Annotated in this window: 12 protein-coding genes; 5 read left to right on the top strand and 7 right to left on the bottom strand. The window is 71.9% G+C overall.

All coding sequences use genetic code 11. From position 1 onward, the window contains the following. The 3 genes from ACOJVX_RS19770 to ACOJVX_RS19760 all read right to left on the bottom strand — a co-directional run bounded on the left by ACOJVX_RS19770 (nucleotide 1) and on the right by ACOJVX_RS19760 (nucleotide 3,683). Nucleotides 1-1,068, bottom strand: coding sequence for a hypothetical protein (locus ACOJVX_RS19770; protein WP_026418538.1), 1,068 nt, complete (start codon nucleotides 1,066-1,068; stop codon nucleotides 1-3). A gap of 89 nt (nucleotides 1,069-1,157) precedes the next feature. Continuing rightward, a complete protein-coding gene (locus ACOJVX_RS19765) occupies nucleotides 1,158-2,801 on the bottom strand; it encodes an OPT/YSL family transporter (RefSeq protein WP_422646997.1) in 1,644 nt (547 codons plus the stop codon). 90 nt (nucleotides 2,802-2,891) lie between these two features. Continuing rightward, complete coding sequence (locus tag ACOJVX_RS19760) at nucleotides 2,892-3,683, bottom strand: IclR family transcriptional regulator (RefSeq protein WP_162147298.1); 792 nt, start codon at nucleotides 3,681-3,683, stop codon at nucleotides 2,892-2,894. Between the two features lie 479 nt (nucleotides 3,684-4,162). Here ACOJVX_RS19760 and ACOJVX_RS19755 point away from each other — a divergent pair, with 479 nt between their 5' ends. Then, nucleotides 4,163-5,449 (top strand): APC family permease, encoded by a 1,287-nt coding sequence (locus tag ACOJVX_RS19755; RefSeq protein ID WP_422646996.1) that lies wholly within the window; start codon nucleotides 4,163-4,165, stop codon nucleotides 5,447-5,449. A gap of 31 nt (nucleotides 5,450-5,480) precedes the next feature. On the opposite strand, the gene ACOJVX_RS19750 is transcribed toward ACOJVX_RS19755, so the two are convergent. Further along, the gene (locus tag ACOJVX_RS19750) at nucleotides 5,481-7,616 is read right to left on the bottom strand and encodes a prolyl oligopeptidase family serine peptidase (RefSeq protein ID WP_103056324.1); all 2,136 of its coding nucleotides are present in this window, start codon (nucleotides 7,614-7,616) and stop codon (nucleotides 5,481-5,483) included. A 187-nt stretch (nucleotides 7,617-7,803) separates the two neighbouring features. Between ACOJVX_RS19750 and ACOJVX_RS19745 the strand changes: the two genes are divergently transcribed. Then, complete coding sequence (locus ACOJVX_RS19745; RefSeq protein ID WP_372492998.1) at nucleotides 7,804-8,502, top strand: HNH endonuclease; 699 nt, start codon at nucleotides 7,804-7,806, stop codon at nucleotides 8,500-8,502. A 240-nt stretch (nucleotides 8,503-8,742) separates the two neighbouring features. On the opposite strand, the gene ACOJVX_RS19740 is transcribed toward ACOJVX_RS19745, so the two are convergent. Further along, nucleotides 8,743-9,192: a hypothetical protein gene (locus ACOJVX_RS19740; RefSeq protein WP_418152756.1), complete on the bottom strand. Its 450-nt coding sequence runs from the start codon at nucleotides 9,190-9,192 to the stop codon at nucleotides 8,743-8,745. A gap of 584 nt (nucleotides 9,193-9,776) precedes the next feature. On the opposite strand from ACOJVX_RS19740, the gene ACOJVX_RS19735 reads away from it, so the two are divergent. Both ACOJVX_RS19735 and ACOJVX_RS19730 read left to right on the top strand, forming a co-directional pair. After that, nucleotides 9,777-10,022, top strand: coding sequence for a hypothetical protein (locus tag ACOJVX_RS19735; protein WP_051313895.1), 246 nt, complete (start codon nucleotides 9,777-9,779; stop codon nucleotides 10,020-10,022). Next, nucleotides 10,009-10,500, top strand: a complete 492-nt coding sequence (locus ACOJVX_RS19730; protein WP_035274323.1) for a DUF5130 family protein — start codon at nucleotides 10,009-10,011, stop codon at nucleotides 10,498-10,500. The genes ACOJVX_RS19735 and ACOJVX_RS19730 overlap by 14 nt, the downstream gene beginning before the upstream one ends. A 236-nt stretch (nucleotides 10,501-10,736) precedes the next feature. Here ACOJVX_RS19730 and pepN read toward each other — a convergent pair whose 3' ends face one another. Continuing rightward, nucleotides 10,737-13,289, bottom strand: coding sequence for an aminopeptidase N (pepN, locus tag ACOJVX_RS19725; RefSeq protein ID WP_422646995.1), 2,553 nt, complete (start codon nucleotides 13,287-13,289; stop codon nucleotides 10,737-10,739). A gap of 266 nt (nucleotides 13,290-13,555) precedes the next feature. Here pepN and ACOJVX_RS19720 point away from each other — a divergent pair, with 266 nt between their 5' ends. Beyond that, nucleotides 13,556-14,182 (top strand): DsbA family protein, encoded by a 627-nt coding sequence (locus ACOJVX_RS19720; protein ID WP_269808366.1) that lies wholly within the window; start codon nucleotides 13,556-13,558, stop codon nucleotides 14,180-14,182. 4 nt (nucleotides 14,183-14,186) lie between these two features. Here ACOJVX_RS19720 and ACOJVX_RS19715 read toward each other — a convergent pair whose 3' ends face one another. Continuing rightward, nucleotides 14,187-15,167 carry a hypothetical protein gene (locus ACOJVX_RS19715; RefSeq protein ID WP_081715377.1) on the bottom strand — a complete coding sequence of 327 codons (981 nt, stop codon included), beginning with the start codon at nucleotides 15,165-15,167 and terminating at the stop codon, nucleotides 14,187-14,189. Nucleotides 15,168-15,234: the final 67 nt, after the last annotated feature.

Raw genomic sequence — 15,234 nt, 5'->3', positions numbered from 1 at the left:
TCAGTACCCTGACACGCCGAGCTCGCGGCAGATCTCCACCAACTCGGGGTGCACGTAACGACCGTCGATCTCGATGGCCTCCCCATCGAGGTAGATGGAGGGGTTGAGCAGGCTGCCGTCAGTGTGGGCCGCCGCCACCCAGGGCTCGCCGCCGATCCACGCGCCCTTCGTGCCCAGCCCCAGCTCGACGCACCCGAACACGCGCTCGTCCTCGACGATGCGGCCGGTCGGGCGCAGCACTCCGGGGTTGAAGCCCAGCGACCAGTGGGCGATCCGGAACATGTTCGGGTCGTCCAGGCCCTCCATCCAGCGGCGGAACACCGTGGCGTCGGCGTCGCCCTCGATGCCGGTGACGACGCCGTCCTTGACGGGCATCCGCACCGGGGTGCGGAGCAGGCCCAGCTCGTCGGGCGGCCACACGGCGCCGTCGAAGACGAGGACTCCCTGCTGCGTCTCCTCCAGCGGGTTCCAGGAGATCTGCCCGGCCAGCATGATGGTCTCGCCGGGGCGCTCGGCCGGCTTGCCCCGCAGGTTGATCGGACGATCCCCGTTGCGGGCGGTCAGGTCGGTGCCGGCCGGGGTGGTGATCCGCACCTCGTCGGCCTGCTCCAGCAGGCGCACCAGCGCCTTGCCCAGACGCATCGTGCCGGCGAAGTCGACCCGGCCCACGGTGTCGACCAGCATCGCCACGTCCATGCCGGTGAGGTTGACGTAGCGGGGCTTGCCGGTCTCCATCGCGTGACGGAACGCGTTGCTGTGCATCAGGTAGCCGACCGCGTACTCGATCCACACGTCGGCCGAGGCGATGGCGCCGGCCACCGGCGACGGTGGCTCCATCGCCGAGCTCGGGTTCGTCGGGTACCGCACCACCACGGGGCTGGCGCCAGCGGCCTGCACGGCCTGCGCGGTCAACTCGGCGACGCGGTCGTCGCCGGCGGTGTCGACCGTGATGACCACGGACTCACCGGGCTTGACCAGCATGATCTCCTCGACGAGCTTGCGCGCACCCAGCGCGGCCTCGTAGCTGAGATACCCGCTCCGGGACTCCACCCGGTTGACGACCTCCACGGTGAGCTCCTCTCAGTGCACGCCTGCCGGCGTGCTCGGTGTCGTGTTCTGGAACAACCCGGGGGGCCGGTGCGGCCCCCCGGGACGGATCAGGACCGCAGGACCTGCGCGGTGGCGGCCACCGAGTCCCCGGCGATCAGGCCGGCGCCGACGAGGGACAGTTCCTGGTCGGCGGCGGCGCCGCGAACCCGGCGGTAGATCACCCGTCCGAGCAAGGCGGCGAAGACCAGCCAGCACGCGTTGACGCTGCCGACCAGCAGGCCGGTGGCGAGCAGGACGCCCATCTGCCGGCGGGAGCCGCCGATGAGCTGGATCAGCGCGCCCGGCACCGCCCAGATCAGCATGTTCGTCAGCACGCCGTCCGCGCCGAGACCGGCCTTGATGGTGTCGGCGTAGACCGTGGCGACCGGCGGGATGCTCCCGCCTTCGAGGAAGGACCGCCACAGCAGCGCGACCATGCCCAGCGCGACGAGGCAGCCGATGGCCGAGGCGAAGTACTGCTGGCGGCGGCCCGCCAGCTCGAAGGCGGTGTTCTGCTCCTCGCGGCGGAGCATCCACCCGGCCTTGAGGTCGTAGCCCATGTCGGCGAACGCCGGTCCGGTGGTGGCCGTGTAGGCGGTCAGCAGCACCAGGGGCACGGTGGGAATCCCCACGAGGAGGCCGAAGACCAGGAAGATCAACGTGACGGCGAAGGCGGGGAACCAGCCGGCGTGCATGGCGGCCAGGCCCACGATGATCTCGTGGACCAGGGCGGCGAAGCCGGCGAAGAGGACCCAGCCGATGAGCGCCATCGGGCTCATGTCCGCCCACAGCCCCGAGAGCACGGCCAGCAGCACCGCGCCCAGCACGAAGAGCACGAAGCCCTCCCCGAAGGCCCGGCGCAGGCGGGCCGGGTCCACCGTGGGACGGCCGGGCTCGACCTCCTCGACGGCCGGCTGGCCGGCCTTGGACGCGGTGGCCGCTGCCCGGGCTGCCGCCTTGGCGGAACGACGTCCCACCAACAGGTGGATCGCCTGCCCGAGGGCGACCAGACCGGCGCCGATCATGACGCCGTGCGGGATGTAGAGCGCGGTCAGGTCGACGTCGAACAGGCCGGGTCCGTACTGGTTGACGAACAGCCCGACACCGAACATCAGCAGCGCCCACATGTTCCCGATGAGGGCGACACCGGCGGCGGACATCGCCAGCCCCGCGAAGGCGCCGACGACACCGACCACGGCGCCACCGGCGAGGATCAGCGCCCGCCGGCCGCCCCGGTCGCCGGCGAGGATGGTCTCGGCGGCGGCGACGCCGGGCGGCCAGGTGCCGGTGGCGGGGAGGAAGGCGCTGTCGAACGCCCGGTAGAGCACCCAGATGTCGATCATCAGCCCGGCGGCGCTACCGATCAGCATCGGCCACACCAGGTCGGGACGCCCGAAGGCGAAGGGGATGGCGATCGGGGTGAGCAGTGCGTTCGCGGCGGCGAAGGTGGCGGCGGAGATCGCGCTCTGCGTCAGGTTCTGCCGGTGGATGCTCCGCATCTTGCTGAGCCCCAGGATCGACACCCGGCCCAGCAGCATGGCGAGCAGCGCGCCGATGACCGAGGTGTTCGCCGAGATGCCCAGCGTGGTGATGAGGTGCAGGCCGATCAGCGCCCCGAAGGCGCTGAGCGCGACGATCAGCACGAACGTCAGCGGCTCGAACACCGTGGGGTGGTGGAGCGGACGAGCCGGGGTGGACCGAGTCCGAGACATACCGGCTTCCTTTCTGGGACGAGCCGCCGCGACGGGCACTGCTCGGGTGGGGATCAGATCGGGAGCGGAGCCCCCCAACCCGACTGCGGATCAGTCGGGTTGGGGGGCTCCGGGTGGGGAACCGAAACGCTGGGTGAGCGCGTCGGCGGCTGCGACGACCCGTTCGGCGATCGCGTCGAGTTGGGGGCGCAGGTGCGCGGCGGCGCCGACGACGGCGACCGAGCCGAGGACGGTCCCGTGGGCGAACACCGGAGCGGCGACCCCGACGACCCGGGCGTCGTGTTCTCCGAACGAGACCGCGTAACCGCGCTCCCGCACCTCGGCGTAGCGCCGTCGCAGCTCGGCGCGGGTGCCGATCGTCGCGTCGGTCGCTCCCTCGAGCTCGGGTGCGAAGAGGGCCGGGATCTCCTCCTCCGGGTAGAAGGCGAAGATCGCGTGCCCGCTGGCCCCGCCGTGCCCGGGGAAGAGCTGGCCGACCGCCGAGGTGTACCGGAACGGGCCTGGCTGGTCCACGGCCACCGAGCACCGGTAGCGGCCCCCGTCGGCGACGTTGAAGACCGTGCTCTCCCCTGTCGTCTCGGACAGGTCGAGCAGGATCGGGCGGACCACCGTGCTGATGCCGTCGCCACGCTCGGCCAGCCGGCCCAGGCCGACCAGCGCCGGCCCGAGGCGGTAACGCCGGGTCCTCGGGTCGGCGACCAGGAAGTCCCGTCGCGCCAGGGTCGCCATCAGGCGCTGAACCTGGGACTTGTCCAGGTCGAGGCGCCGCGCGAGGTCGGAGACCCCGTGCTCGGGTTCCCGCTCGGTGAACGCGGCGAGCACCAGCAGCGCGCGGTCCGCGGTCTGTAATACGCCGCTGGGGGCGCGGGAGGACGACGACATGAACGCTCCGAGGGAGGAATCGTTGCGATAATCGCAACGGCGTTTCATTTATGTCACCCATAACAGGCCCGCTACGGCTTGTTGTCAAGACAAGAAGCCCGGGAAACACGCGAACGAAATCTGGATGACGTCCCACTGTCACCCGTCCAGCTGGGAGCAGCTGGACCACCTCGGCGCCGAGACGCGGTCACCCCACGACTCCCGGCCTGGTCACGGGACCTGCACCGGTACAGCCCTCGCGTCGGGCGGCTGGCCGCGGCCCATCGAGCGGTGGGCCATGAGGAACCCGTCGCCGAGGGCGACGGCGGGCACACGGACAGCGAGAGCACCAGCCGTCGTCACCGACGGTGACGGGCTGGTGCCCAGGATGGAGCCGTCCCGTCGCCGACCACCACCTCCTCCGTCACCTCCTGGTGCCCCCACGTTCACGTGGCCGCGCCAAGCTCGTGGGTCGACCATCGACGCGGGGAGGTCCAGGGGTGAACAGCGTGTCCGGGGACGGTGCCGCCGACCGGCTGTCGCGGCAGCTGGGGACCGGGGGAGCCGTGGTCGTCGGCCTCGGGGCGATGCTGGGCGCCGGGGTCTTCGCGGTCCTCGCCCCCTCGGCCCAGGTCGCCGGTGCCAACCTGCTGCCCGCGTTGGCTGTCGCGGCCCTCGTGGCCTGCTGCAACGCGATCTCCTCCGCCAGGCTGGCCGCACGCCACCCCGAGTCCGGCGGCGCGTACGTCTACGGGCGGGAGCGGCTCGGGCCGTTCTGGGGACACCTGGCCGGCTGGGGCTTCGTGGTGGGCAAGGCGGCCTCCTGCGCCGCCATGGCGCTCACCGCCGCCGCCTACCTGCTCCCCGCCGCGAGCGGCCCAGGCCGCACGGCACTCGCCGTGGGGGTCGTGCTCGCGCTGACCGCGCTGAACTACCGGGGAGTGCGGAAGTCAGCGGCGCTGACGAGGGCACTCGTCGCCATCACCCTGGCGGTGCTCACCCTGGTGGTCGTTCTCGCCCTGACCTCGGACGGCGCGGACGCCGCCCGCCTGGCCCCACCCGCCGGCACCGGCGGAGCGGGCGTGCTCCAGGCCGCCGGTCTGCTGTTCTTCGCCTTCGCCGGTTACGCGAGGGTGGCGACCCTGGGGGAGGAGGTGCGCGACCCGAGCCGGACCATCCCCCGCGCGGTCGCCGTGGCGCTTGGCCTCACCCTCCTGGTGTACGTCGCGGTCGCCGGTGCCGCCCTGGCCGCGGTGGGACCGGCGGAGCTGGCCGCCGCCCCCGACCCCCTCGCCACCGTGGTCGCCGCCAGCGACGTGCCCTCCCTCACCCCGCTGGTCCGGGTGGGGGCGGCCGCGGCCGCGCTCGGGGCGCTGCTCGCCCTGGTCCTGGGCGTCTCCCGCACCGTGTTCGCGATGGCCAGGGATGGGCACCTGCCCCGCCGGCTGGCGGCGGTGCACCCCCGCTTCGGAGGCCCGCACCGCGCGGAGGTCGCGGTCGGGCTGGTCGTCGCGGTCCTGGTGAGCCTCGTGGACCTGCGCGACGCCATCGGGTTCTCCTCGTTCGCGGTGCTCGTCTACTACGCCATCGCCAACGTCGCCGCGTGGACCCTGTCCCGCGAGGAACACCGCCCGCCGCGAGTCGTGCCCGCGACGGGCCTGCTCGGTTGCCTGGTCCTCGCCGTCACCCTGCCCGCGGGTTCGGTCCTGGCCGGGATCGCGGCACTCGGCCTCGGCGTCCTCAGCTGGGCCGGCCGGCGCTGGGTCGGCGGCCGACGACGACGCTGAGCGGGGTGCGGGGCCCGGACCGGCGCGGCCGTCAGCCGAGATCCAGACCGGTGGCCTCCGCGAGGAAGGCGAGCTGGTCCACGGACAACGCCACCGACCGCGACACCGACCTCGCGCCGTGCCCGACCTCGGTCTCGCGGCGGAGCAACACCGGGCGCTCCGCCGGCTCACCCGAGGTCGCGTGCTGGAGGGCCGCGCACATCTTCCTGGCGTGGCAGGGATCCACCCTGGTGTCGGAGTCGAAGACCGTGAACAGCACGGAGGGGTACCTCGCCCCGGAGACCACGTGGTGGTAGGGGGAGTAGGCCAGCAACCAGTCCAGCTCCTCCGGGACCTCGGCGCTCCCGTACTCGTCGTTCCACGTGCGGCCGAGCAGGAAGTGCTCGTAGCGCACCATGTCCAACAGGGGGGCCGAGCACACCACCGCCCGGTACAACTCGGGCCGCTGGGTCAGCGCCGCGCCCACGAGCAGACCGCCGTTGGACCCGCCCATGATCGCGAGCTGCTCGGGCGTGGTCCAGCCCTGGGCCACGAGGTGTTCCGCCGCCGCGTGGAAGTCGTCGAACACCCGCTGCTTGTGCTGGCGCATCCCGGCGCGGTGCCAGTCCTCGCCCTCCTCACCACCCCCGCGCAGGGAGGCGACGACCCACACGCCACCGGCGGCCACCCACGCCAGTGCCGCCGACGAGTAGCCGGGGCGCCGGCTGACCGAGAACCCGCCGTAGCCCGTCAGCAGCGTGGGACGAGGGCGGTCCGGCACGCCCGCCGGGGAGACGACGAACATGCGCACGAGCTGCCCGTCGGCCGAGTGGTACGAGATCTGGTCCGTGCGCACCTCGGGGGGCCGCACCGCTCCCGGTGCCGGACTCACCAGCCCGGCTGGCCCGGTGAGCACCGAGTGCTCCAGCACTCCCGGCGGCGTGACGAAGTCCGTCCACCCGATCCAGATGCGGTCCTCGTCGTGCCCCGTCTGGTCGTCGACGGTGGAGAGGCCGGTGACCGCTCCCGGCCCGGGCAGCGGCACGTCTCCGAGCGGCTCACCCGTCGTGGGGTGGTGCAGCGACAGTTCCGACCTGGCATGACGTGAACGGAGCACGACCAGGCTGGACGGGTGTTCCGGACCACCTGGCAGGTACCGCGCCCCTTCCAGGACGGCGTCGGGCTCCTCCGGGACCAGCTCGCGCCACTCGGCACGCTCCGGCCGTTCCGGGTCGGCCACGCACAGCCGCCAGCGGGGCGCGCCGTCGGTCGTGCGCACCACCAGAACCCCGGTCCGGTCCACCCAGGGGTCGACCCGGATCCCGTCACGCTGGTCCACCAGCTGGGTCAGGGTGCCGCCGGCCTGGAGGTCCGCGATCCACACCGAATCGCGGGGGGCGGTGCCCGGGCGCGCGGTCACCAGCAGCCACCGGCCCCGCGGGCACACCCGCACGCCGTAGTAGTTCGTCGGGTCGAGTCCCTCACCGAGGACGACCTCGTCCTCCGAGCTGTCCTGGCCCACGACGTGCCGCAGGACCCTGCGGTGGAACTGCTCCTCACCGGCGGGGACCCGTTCCGGCGGCAGGCGGCGGACGTAGTAGAACTCCTTGCCCCCCGGTAGCCAGGCCACGGCCGAGTAGCGGCACCGGTCGATGGGGCCGTCCACCCGCTCGCCGGTCCGCACGTCCACCACGAACAGCACGGAGTGCTCGTCGCCGCCAACGGACAGCTGGTACGCGAGCAGATCGCCCTCCAGGCTGGGCGACCAGGTGTCCAGGGTGGTGCGACCGGACGGGTCGATCTCCGCGACGTCGATGAGTGGACGTTCCCGCCAGGATCCGTCGTCGGCGCGTTCCCGGACGTGGAGCACGACGTGGTCCTGCCCGGGAACCCGCCGGGTGAGGAAGGCGCGGCCGGCGCGCCAGGTCGGAACGGAGACGGAACCGGCCGAGGTCAGCTCGGTCAGGCGGGCGTCGAGCGCCTCCCTGCCGGGAAGTCCGTCGAGGCGACGCCGCGTCAGTTCGTCCTGCTCGCGGTGCCAGGACTCCGTCTCGGGGGAGTCGCCCCGTTCCAGCCACCGGTAGGGATCAGGGACCGGTCGGCCGTGCAGGTCGTCGACGAGATCGAGCCGACGTGCCCGGGGGTAGCCATCGACTGCGCCGTTCGGGGGTGCGGAGCTGGCGGTCACCCGCTGACCTTAGAGAACCGGGCGCGGTCGGCCGCCGTCAGGTTCGGTTCCACCACGTGGCTCGCTGTGAGTTGCGACACGAATGGGCGGGTCCGGGGGACCTGTTTTCGGTGTATCGGCTTTTCACAGGTGCGCGGAAGCCACCAGATGTGGTCGACTAGTCCACGCTAGCGGTGGAGGTGGTCGAGTGCCCGACCGACAACCCACTCCGATCGGCGTGGCTGACGGGTTCGCATCCCGGTCCGTCCTGCGTGCCCCACGGCCGCACGCGGACGCCGCGGCCGACGGTGGAGGAGAACGACACGGCCCAGTGGGCGTGCTGGCGCCAAGTATGGACCATGCCCGGAGAGCATCGACCGGCGGGTCGATCATCCCGGCACGTCGGCGGGTCCTGCTGCTCAACGCGACCTACGAGCCGTTGACCGCCCTGCCGTTGCGCCGGGCGGTGGTGCTGGTGGTCTGTGGGAAGGCCGAGGTGGTGCACCGGGACCCAGCTGGCAGTGCCCTGCGGGCGGCCGCCCTGGTGCAGGAGGTGCCCTCGGTCATCCGGCTCAGCCGGTACGTCCGGGTCCCCTACCTGGGCCGCGTGCCGCTGACCCGCGCCGGTCTGATGCTGCGGGACCGGCACCGGTGCGCCTACTGCGGTGGCCGTGCCGACACCGTCGACCACGTGGTGCCCCGGAGCCGAGGGGGGCAGCACGTGTGGGAGAACTGCGTGGCCAGCTGCGCGCGTTGCAACCACCGCAAGGCTGACCGCCTGCTCCTGGAGATCGGGTGGAGGTTGCGGGTCCTCCCGAGGGCGCCGCACGGGCCCCACTGGCGTCTGTTGGCGGGCGCCGGCGAGACCGATCCGCTCTGGTTGCCCTACCTCGGGGAGGCGGCCTAGCCGCACCCGGCCGAGGCGGGGTGCTGGCGGCTGCGGACCACCTCCGGTGGAGCCTCGGGCGTGGCCGAGCTGGAGGAGGCACGAGCGCCCGCCCATGTCCCGCCCGGTGCGCTGCGCCAGGTCGCGCGGTCGACCACTGGTCATGCTCGGGTGTCCCGGCTGCCGTGAGACCCCGGTCCGGCTCCGTGCCGAACCGGGGTCTCACCGGGAACACGCCGCCGAGGCTGGCGACGGGCCAGCTCAGCGCGTGACGCGGATGCCGGCTTCGGTGACGCGGATGCGATCACGGGTGACCCGGATGCCGGCCTTGGTGACGCGGATGCCGTCGCGGGTGACGCGGATGCCGGCGTTGGGCGTGGAGTGGTTGGGGGTTCGGGGGGTGACGCGGATGCCGGCTTCGGTGACGCGGATGCCATCACGAGTGACGCGGATGCCGGCCTTGGTGACGCGGATGCCGGCCTTGGTGACGCGGATGCCGGCGCGGGATGAGCGGTGGGGTGGCTTCTGCGGGGTGACGCGGATGCCGGCTTCGGTGACGCGGATGCCATCACGAGTGACGCGGATGCCGTCGCGGGTGACGCGGATGCCGGCGTTGGGCGTGGAGTGGTTGGGGGTTCGGGGGGTGACTCGGATCCCGGATTCGGTGACGCGGATCCCGTCGCGGGTCACGCGGATCCCGTCGCGGGTCACGCGGATCCCGGCGCGGGTCACCCGGATGCCCGCGCTGGTCGGTGCTGAGCACCCCGCACCGCTGGTGCGCCCCCGGCTCGGCACCCGCTCGCCGGCGCTCCCGCACCGGGGACCACCGGGACGAGAGACGAGGGCACCGGACGGCTGGGGCGCGAGTCCGCGCGTGCTGCTTCCACGACGAATCACCAAGTGGCCGGACATGCGGATCCTCCTCGGACAGCTGATCACGAGAATGGGAACGAGCTGGAACTGCGCGAGTGCTCGTCAGCATGCGCACGGGGCCCGGGCCGCCCACCACAGAAGCTAGGAGCGGGGTGGACGTGGCACAAGCGGCCAGGTGGCGGCCTGGCGTACGCCGTTTCCACCGGTGGGATGAGTAGCGGAGCGAGGGAAGTGCACGGGTAGTGCGCAAACGCTGTGACGCAACCGAGGGATGGCGGGGAAATGTCACCCACACAGCGAACTGTCGGTGAGTTGGTCACACCTGGTTCACCTTGGCCGAGTGGCTGGCCCGGGCCGCCGTCCGAGGACCCGCAGGAGGCGCTTGGCCCAGGTCATCGGTTACCGTACGGGCCGTGACCATCATGGAGACAACACTCGTCTTCGTGCTGATCCCACTCGTCCTCTATGGGCTGGTCGCGCTGCTGACGCTGCGGAAGCAACCCGTTCGCGACACACGCTACCGCCCGGGGCAGGAGTGGACGCACGAGCCGATCTGGTGGACCGCCAACCCGGCAGGGCTGCGCGGATCCCAGCGACACGTCGCCGAGGAACCGACCGAGGGCCTCCAGACGACGACGATCCAGGGAGGCGCCCGTGGGAACTGGTGAAGTGGCGCAGCGCAGTGCGGAAGCTGACGCCGAACTGGGGTACGGGGAGGCCAGGACGGTGACCGGGCGGGTCTCGGTCGCCAAACGGGTGCTGCCCGAGGAGTCGGACTCCCCGTTCGGGCACAACGAGCTCGCGCGACTCGACGAGGCCCTCACGCTCACCACGAGGGCTACCGGACTGGACTTCAGCATCTACCTGGGTGGGCTCGGCGAGAACACGCGCCGCCAGGCCGAGGAACTGCACGCGTCCCTCGGCGCGAGGGCGACCGACTCCGTGCTGATCGCCGTCTCGCCCGAGCAGCGGGTCGTGGAGTTGGTGACCGGAGAGGAAGCCGGCCGTCGCATCCCCGACCGCAGCTGCAAGCTCGCGGTGATGAGCATGGTGGCCTCCTTCAAGGAGGGCGACCTGGCCGGTGGCCTGCTGGACGGGCTGCGGATGCTGTCCGACCAGGCGGGCGTGGACATCCAGCGCGACTGACGCCGGGCGGGGCGGTCAGCGCGGCCCGCCCTCCACCACGTCCCACGTGCGCCCCGGCCGGTGCGGGCCCCGGGGACGACCGCCTTCCCCCACCCGCGCGGCCCCCGCTCGGGGCGTGCCCGGTCGGCGCGTCCCGAGCGGGTCGGTTCCGGCCGAACTCCGGCTCGTACCGATCTCGGGTTCGCTCCGCCCCCGGAGGCGACCCGCCAACGGGACGCCTCCAGGAACGGTCCGCGTCACTGCCCGTCGAACTCCCGGGCCGCCAACGCCCGCACCACACCAGCACGCCCCTCGGACACCAGCCGGCGCAACGCGGGCGGGTGCTCGGCGGCGAGCCACTCGTCGGCGGCGGACACCGTCTCCTCCGACACGGCCCACGACGGGAAGAGCCCGACCACGGCCGGCTGGGCGCGTTCGATGGAACGCCTGCTCCACACGTCCGCGATCTCGGCGAAGTACCGCCCCACGTAGTCCGCCAACAGCTCGGACTGGCCCGGGTGCGCGAAGCCCGCGATGATGGCCTCGTTGACCGCGTTGGGCAACTCGTCGTCGAGCGTGGCCCGCCGCCAGGCCTCGGCCTTGTCGGCGGCCGTGGAGCGCAGCGCCAGTGCCCGCTCGGCCTGTCGGCGACCCGTCGCGGTGTCGTCCCGCTCCCGCTCCGCCTCGACCTCGTCCGCGCCAGCCGAGCCGTGGGCGACCAGCGCCTGGAGCAGCCGCCAACGCAGGTCGGTGTCCACCGTCAGCCCCTCGGGGACGTCCACCCCGTCGAGCCAGCCGCGTACCGCCGCCTGCTCCGCCGCACCCAGCACCGCGCCGCTCAGCGAGTTGACGAAGGCCAACTGGTGGTCCGATCCCGGCTCCGCCGTCCTGACCAACTCCAACACCCGGGAGCTGAACCGCGACCAGCCCTCGGCCCGCCAGTCCTCGGCGGCGTAGAAGTTCAGGGCGGTCTGGGCCTGGAGCAACAGCCGTTGCACCACGCCGACCTCCGGTTCGCGGTGCACCCCGTTGAGGACCAGGTTCACGAAGTCCCTGGCCTTCAGCTCCGCCTCGCGTGCCATCTCCCACGCCGCCGACCAGCACAGCGTGCGCGGCAACGACTCCTCGACGTCGGAGATGCGGTCGATCAGGGTGGTCAACGACTCCGGGTCCAGGCGCATGTGGCAGTAGGTCAGGTCGTCGTCGTTGACCAGGACGAGCCGCCCCCGGTGCTGCCCGACCAGCTCCTCGACCGGGGTCCGCTCGCCGGAGACGTCCAGCTCGACCCGCCGCACCCGGACGAGACGGCCGGTCGCCGGGTCCTCGTCGTACACGCCCACCGCGACCCGGTGGGTGCGCAGTTCTCCGGCACCGGGCCTGGCCGGTCCCTGGATCACGTCGAAGGAGGTGAAACGGCCCTCGGAGTCCAGCTCGAAGCGGGGTCGCAGCGAGTTCAGGCCGGTCGTCTCCAGCCACTCGGCGCTCCACCAGGACAGGTCGCGGCCGGACGCCTGCTCCAGCGCGGACAGCAGGTCGGCGAGGGTGGCGTTCTCCCAGGCGTGGCGCTCGAAGTAGAGCCGCAGACCAGCCAGGAAGTTCTCCAGGCCCACGTAGGCGACCAGCTGCTTGAGCACGCTGGCGCCCTTGGCGTAGGTGATGCCGTCGAAGTTGACCTCCACCGCGTGCAGGTCGGGGATGTCGGCGGCGACGGGGTGCGTCGAGGGCAGCTGGTCCTGCCGGTACGCCCAGGACTTCTCGATGTTGGCGAAGGTGGTCCAGGCGTGCGTGTACTCCGTCGCCTCCGCCTGGGCGAGCACACTGGCCCAGGTGGCGAACGACTCGTTGAGCCACAGGTCGTTCCACCAACGCATGGTGACCAGGTCGCCGAACCACATGTGGGCCATCTCGTGCAGCAGCGTCTCGCACCGGCGCTCGTACAGGTACCGGGTGACCCTGGACCGGAAGACGTAGTCCTCCAGGTAGGTGACGCAGCCGGCGTTCTCCATCGCTCCGGCGTTGAACTCGGGCACGAAGCACTGGTCGTACTTGCCGAAGGGGTACCGGACCCCGAACGCGGAGTTGTAGAAGTCGAAGCCCTGCTTGGTCTCGGTGAACAGCCGCTCCGCGTCGAGGTGCTCGGCGAGCGAGGCCCGGCAGTAGAGGCCGAGGGGGATGCCGTCGTGCTCGTCCCGCCACTCCGCGTAGGGGCCCGCCACCAGTGCGACCAGGTAGGTCGACATGCGTTCCGTGCGCCGGAAGACGTGGCGCACCCCGCCGTCGGCGGTGTCCTCGGTGCGATCCGCCGCCGCGTTGGAGATCACCTTCCAGTCGGCGGGCGCGGTCACGACGAGGTCGTAAACGGACTTCAGGTCGGGCTGGTCGAAGCAGGCGAACATGCGCTTGGCGTCGGCCGTCTCGAACTGCGTGTACAGGTACACGCCGCCGTCGACGGGATCGACGAACCGGTGCAGGCCCTCGCCGGTGTTCATGTAGCGGCAGTCGGCCACCACCACCAGCTCGTTGTCCTCGGCGAGATCGGGCAGCGCGATCCCGTCCTCCTCCCGGTAGGCGCTGACGTCCAGCTCCGTCCCGTTGAGGACCGCGCGCTCGACCCGGTCGGCGACCAGGTCGATCCAGCTGCTCGCGCCGGGTGTCCCACCGCGGAACCGGACGGTCGTCGTGGAGCGGAAGGTGTGCTCCCCCGGCTTCCCCCGGCCGTCGGTGAGGTCCAGTTCGACGGCGTAGGACTGCACGGAGAGCAGGGCGCTCCGTTCTGCGGACTGTTCTCTGGTCAGGTTCGGTGCGGCCACTGGCTACCTCGGTTACACGACGTCGTGGGTGAAGGGACACCGCATCCAATCACGATCAACCGGTGCCGTGCGGCCACGGCTCGCCGTCGTGCGGGCCGCCGCCAGGGTCGCCGTCCCACCGAGGGCGGGGAAACCGTCGGGGTGGGCTGGTAGGAGTTGGCGCGCGTTTCGGAGGCCAGTCCGGTCCGGCGCCGGGAATAGGACCGGCGACGGCGGTGGTTGAGTGCGGACGAAAGCCCCACCCCGGCACCGATCAAGTTGGAGGCGTGACAGTGTCCGCAGACTCCCCGTCCAAGCCGCGCGTTCGTTTCTGGTTCGACCCGGCGTGCCCGTTCGCCTGGATCACCTCCCGGTGGGTGCTCGAGGTCGAGAAGGTGCGGGAGATCGACCTCTCCTTCCACGTCATGAGCCTGTCGGTCCTCAACGAGGATCGGGACCTGCCCGCCGAGTACCGGGAACTGATGACCAAGGCCTGGGCGCCGGTCCGGGTCGCCGTCGCCGCGGCCGCTCAGCACGGCGAGGAGGTGCTGCGCCCGCTCTACACCGCGTTCGGCACCCGGATCCACCTCGAGAAGGACCGGGACTACGACCGGGTGATCAGCAAGTCGCTGGCGGAGGTGGGTCTGCCGGCCGACCTGGCGGACGCCGCGACGAGCACCGAGTACGACGAGCGGCTGCGCGCCAGCCACCACGAGGGGATGGACCCGGTGGGGATGGATGTCGGCACCCCCGTCATCCACGTCGACGGCGTCGCCTTCTTCGGCCCCGTCCTGACCAGCATCCCCCGGGGTGAGGAGGCGGGGGCGTTGTTCGACGCGTCCCGGACCCTCGCGGCCTACCCGCACTTCTTCGAGTTGAAGCGGACCCGCACGGGAACGCTGGACTTCTCCTGACCGGTCAACTCCAGCCCCAGTTCATCCCGTAGATGCCGGCGGCGAGATCGACCTCGATCATGGCGGCGGCGTTCGACGCGCCCAGGGGGACCTCGCGGACGTCCTGCCTGGGCGCGTCCCCGCTGGCCTGGTAGTAGCGCTGGCAGTGGGTGGGCAGCGAGGTGGGGGCGAACTGGACCTGGAGGACGTACTGCCGGGTGGGGAAGAGGAAACGCCGGTCGTGGTACCCGGCGGGCTCCGAGGGGGGCAGCTCCATCTCGTACTCGAAGACGGTCGGTTCGCCGGTGCCCAGGACGCGGTCAAGGACGAGTTCGGCCATCACGAAACCGCTGGCCGGGTCGCGGTGCACCTCCCCGAGGGTGCAGTAGCGGGTGCTGATGGCGGCGGCGGTGCGCTCGGGATCGTCACTCCGGTACACGAGGAACGTGCTCGACACCCCGTCCACCGCCGCCTGCATCACCATCCTGGTCCGGATCGCCAGCTCGTCGCGCCGCGCGTCGACCACCAGCAGGTCGTGCACGGCCAGCGGGATGAGCTGGTCGGGGGAGGGCACTCCGAGGCTCGCCCGCAGGTCGCGCAGCGTCTCCTGGTCACCGAAGAGCTGGTCCATGTCCAGGCTCCTCGGTGTCCGGGACACCCATCGACCCCGGGGGCGTCGCGGGCCCAGCAGGGCGGTGAGGGAGGAGTCGGGGAGGGCGAGCACCTCCTCCAGGATCTGGACGCCCCGCAATGATTCGGGACGTTCCGGTCGGCTCCGACCGTGCCGCCAGTAGCTGAGGGTCGTCAGGCTGATGCGCACGCCCCGCTCGGCCAACCGGTGCTGGATGCGGTCGAGGCTCAGACCGCTCGTCTCGATGGCGAGCCGCAACGCGTCGCTGAACGGTCCGTGTTCGAGGGCGTCCTGGAGCTCCCGGTGCAGGGAGTCCCGGCGTGGTGGACCGGACGTGGAGGACGGTGGCCCGGTGACCCGCCGGTTCGGTCGCATGTCCACCTCCCCTCGGTAGCGCGACGTCCGTCGCCCTGAGCACCGTTGCGGCACAGGATATGCCACC

The sequence above is a fragment of the Actinoalloteichus caeruleus genome (assembly GCF_049311605.1).
Lineage (GTDB): Bacteria > Actinomycetota > Actinomycetes > Mycobacteriales > Pseudonocardiaceae > Actinoalloteichus_B > Actinoalloteichus_B caeruleus.
The sequence above is the reverse complement of the archived record's forward strand: the minus strand, read 5'-3'. Positions and strand labels throughout refer to the sequence as shown.

Excerpts from the sequence above, each read along its gene's own strand:
- ACOJVX_RS19765 (WP_422646997.1), bottom strand. The coding sequence starts at position 2,801 with ATGTCTCGGACTCGGTCCACCCCGGCTCGTCCGCTCCACCACCCCACG.
- ACOJVX_RS19760 (WP_162147298.1), bottom strand. The coding sequence starts at position 3,683 with ATGTCGTCGTCCTCCCGCGCCCCCAGCGGCGTATTACAGACCGCGGAC.
- ACOJVX_RS19735 (WP_051313895.1), top strand. The coding sequence starts at position 9,777 with ATGGAGACAACACTCGTCTTCGTGCTGATCCCACTCGTCCTCTATGGG.
- ACOJVX_RS19715 (WP_081715377.1), bottom strand. The coding sequence starts at position 15,167 with ATGCGACCGAACCGGCGGGTCACCGGGCCACCGTCCTCCACGTCCGGT.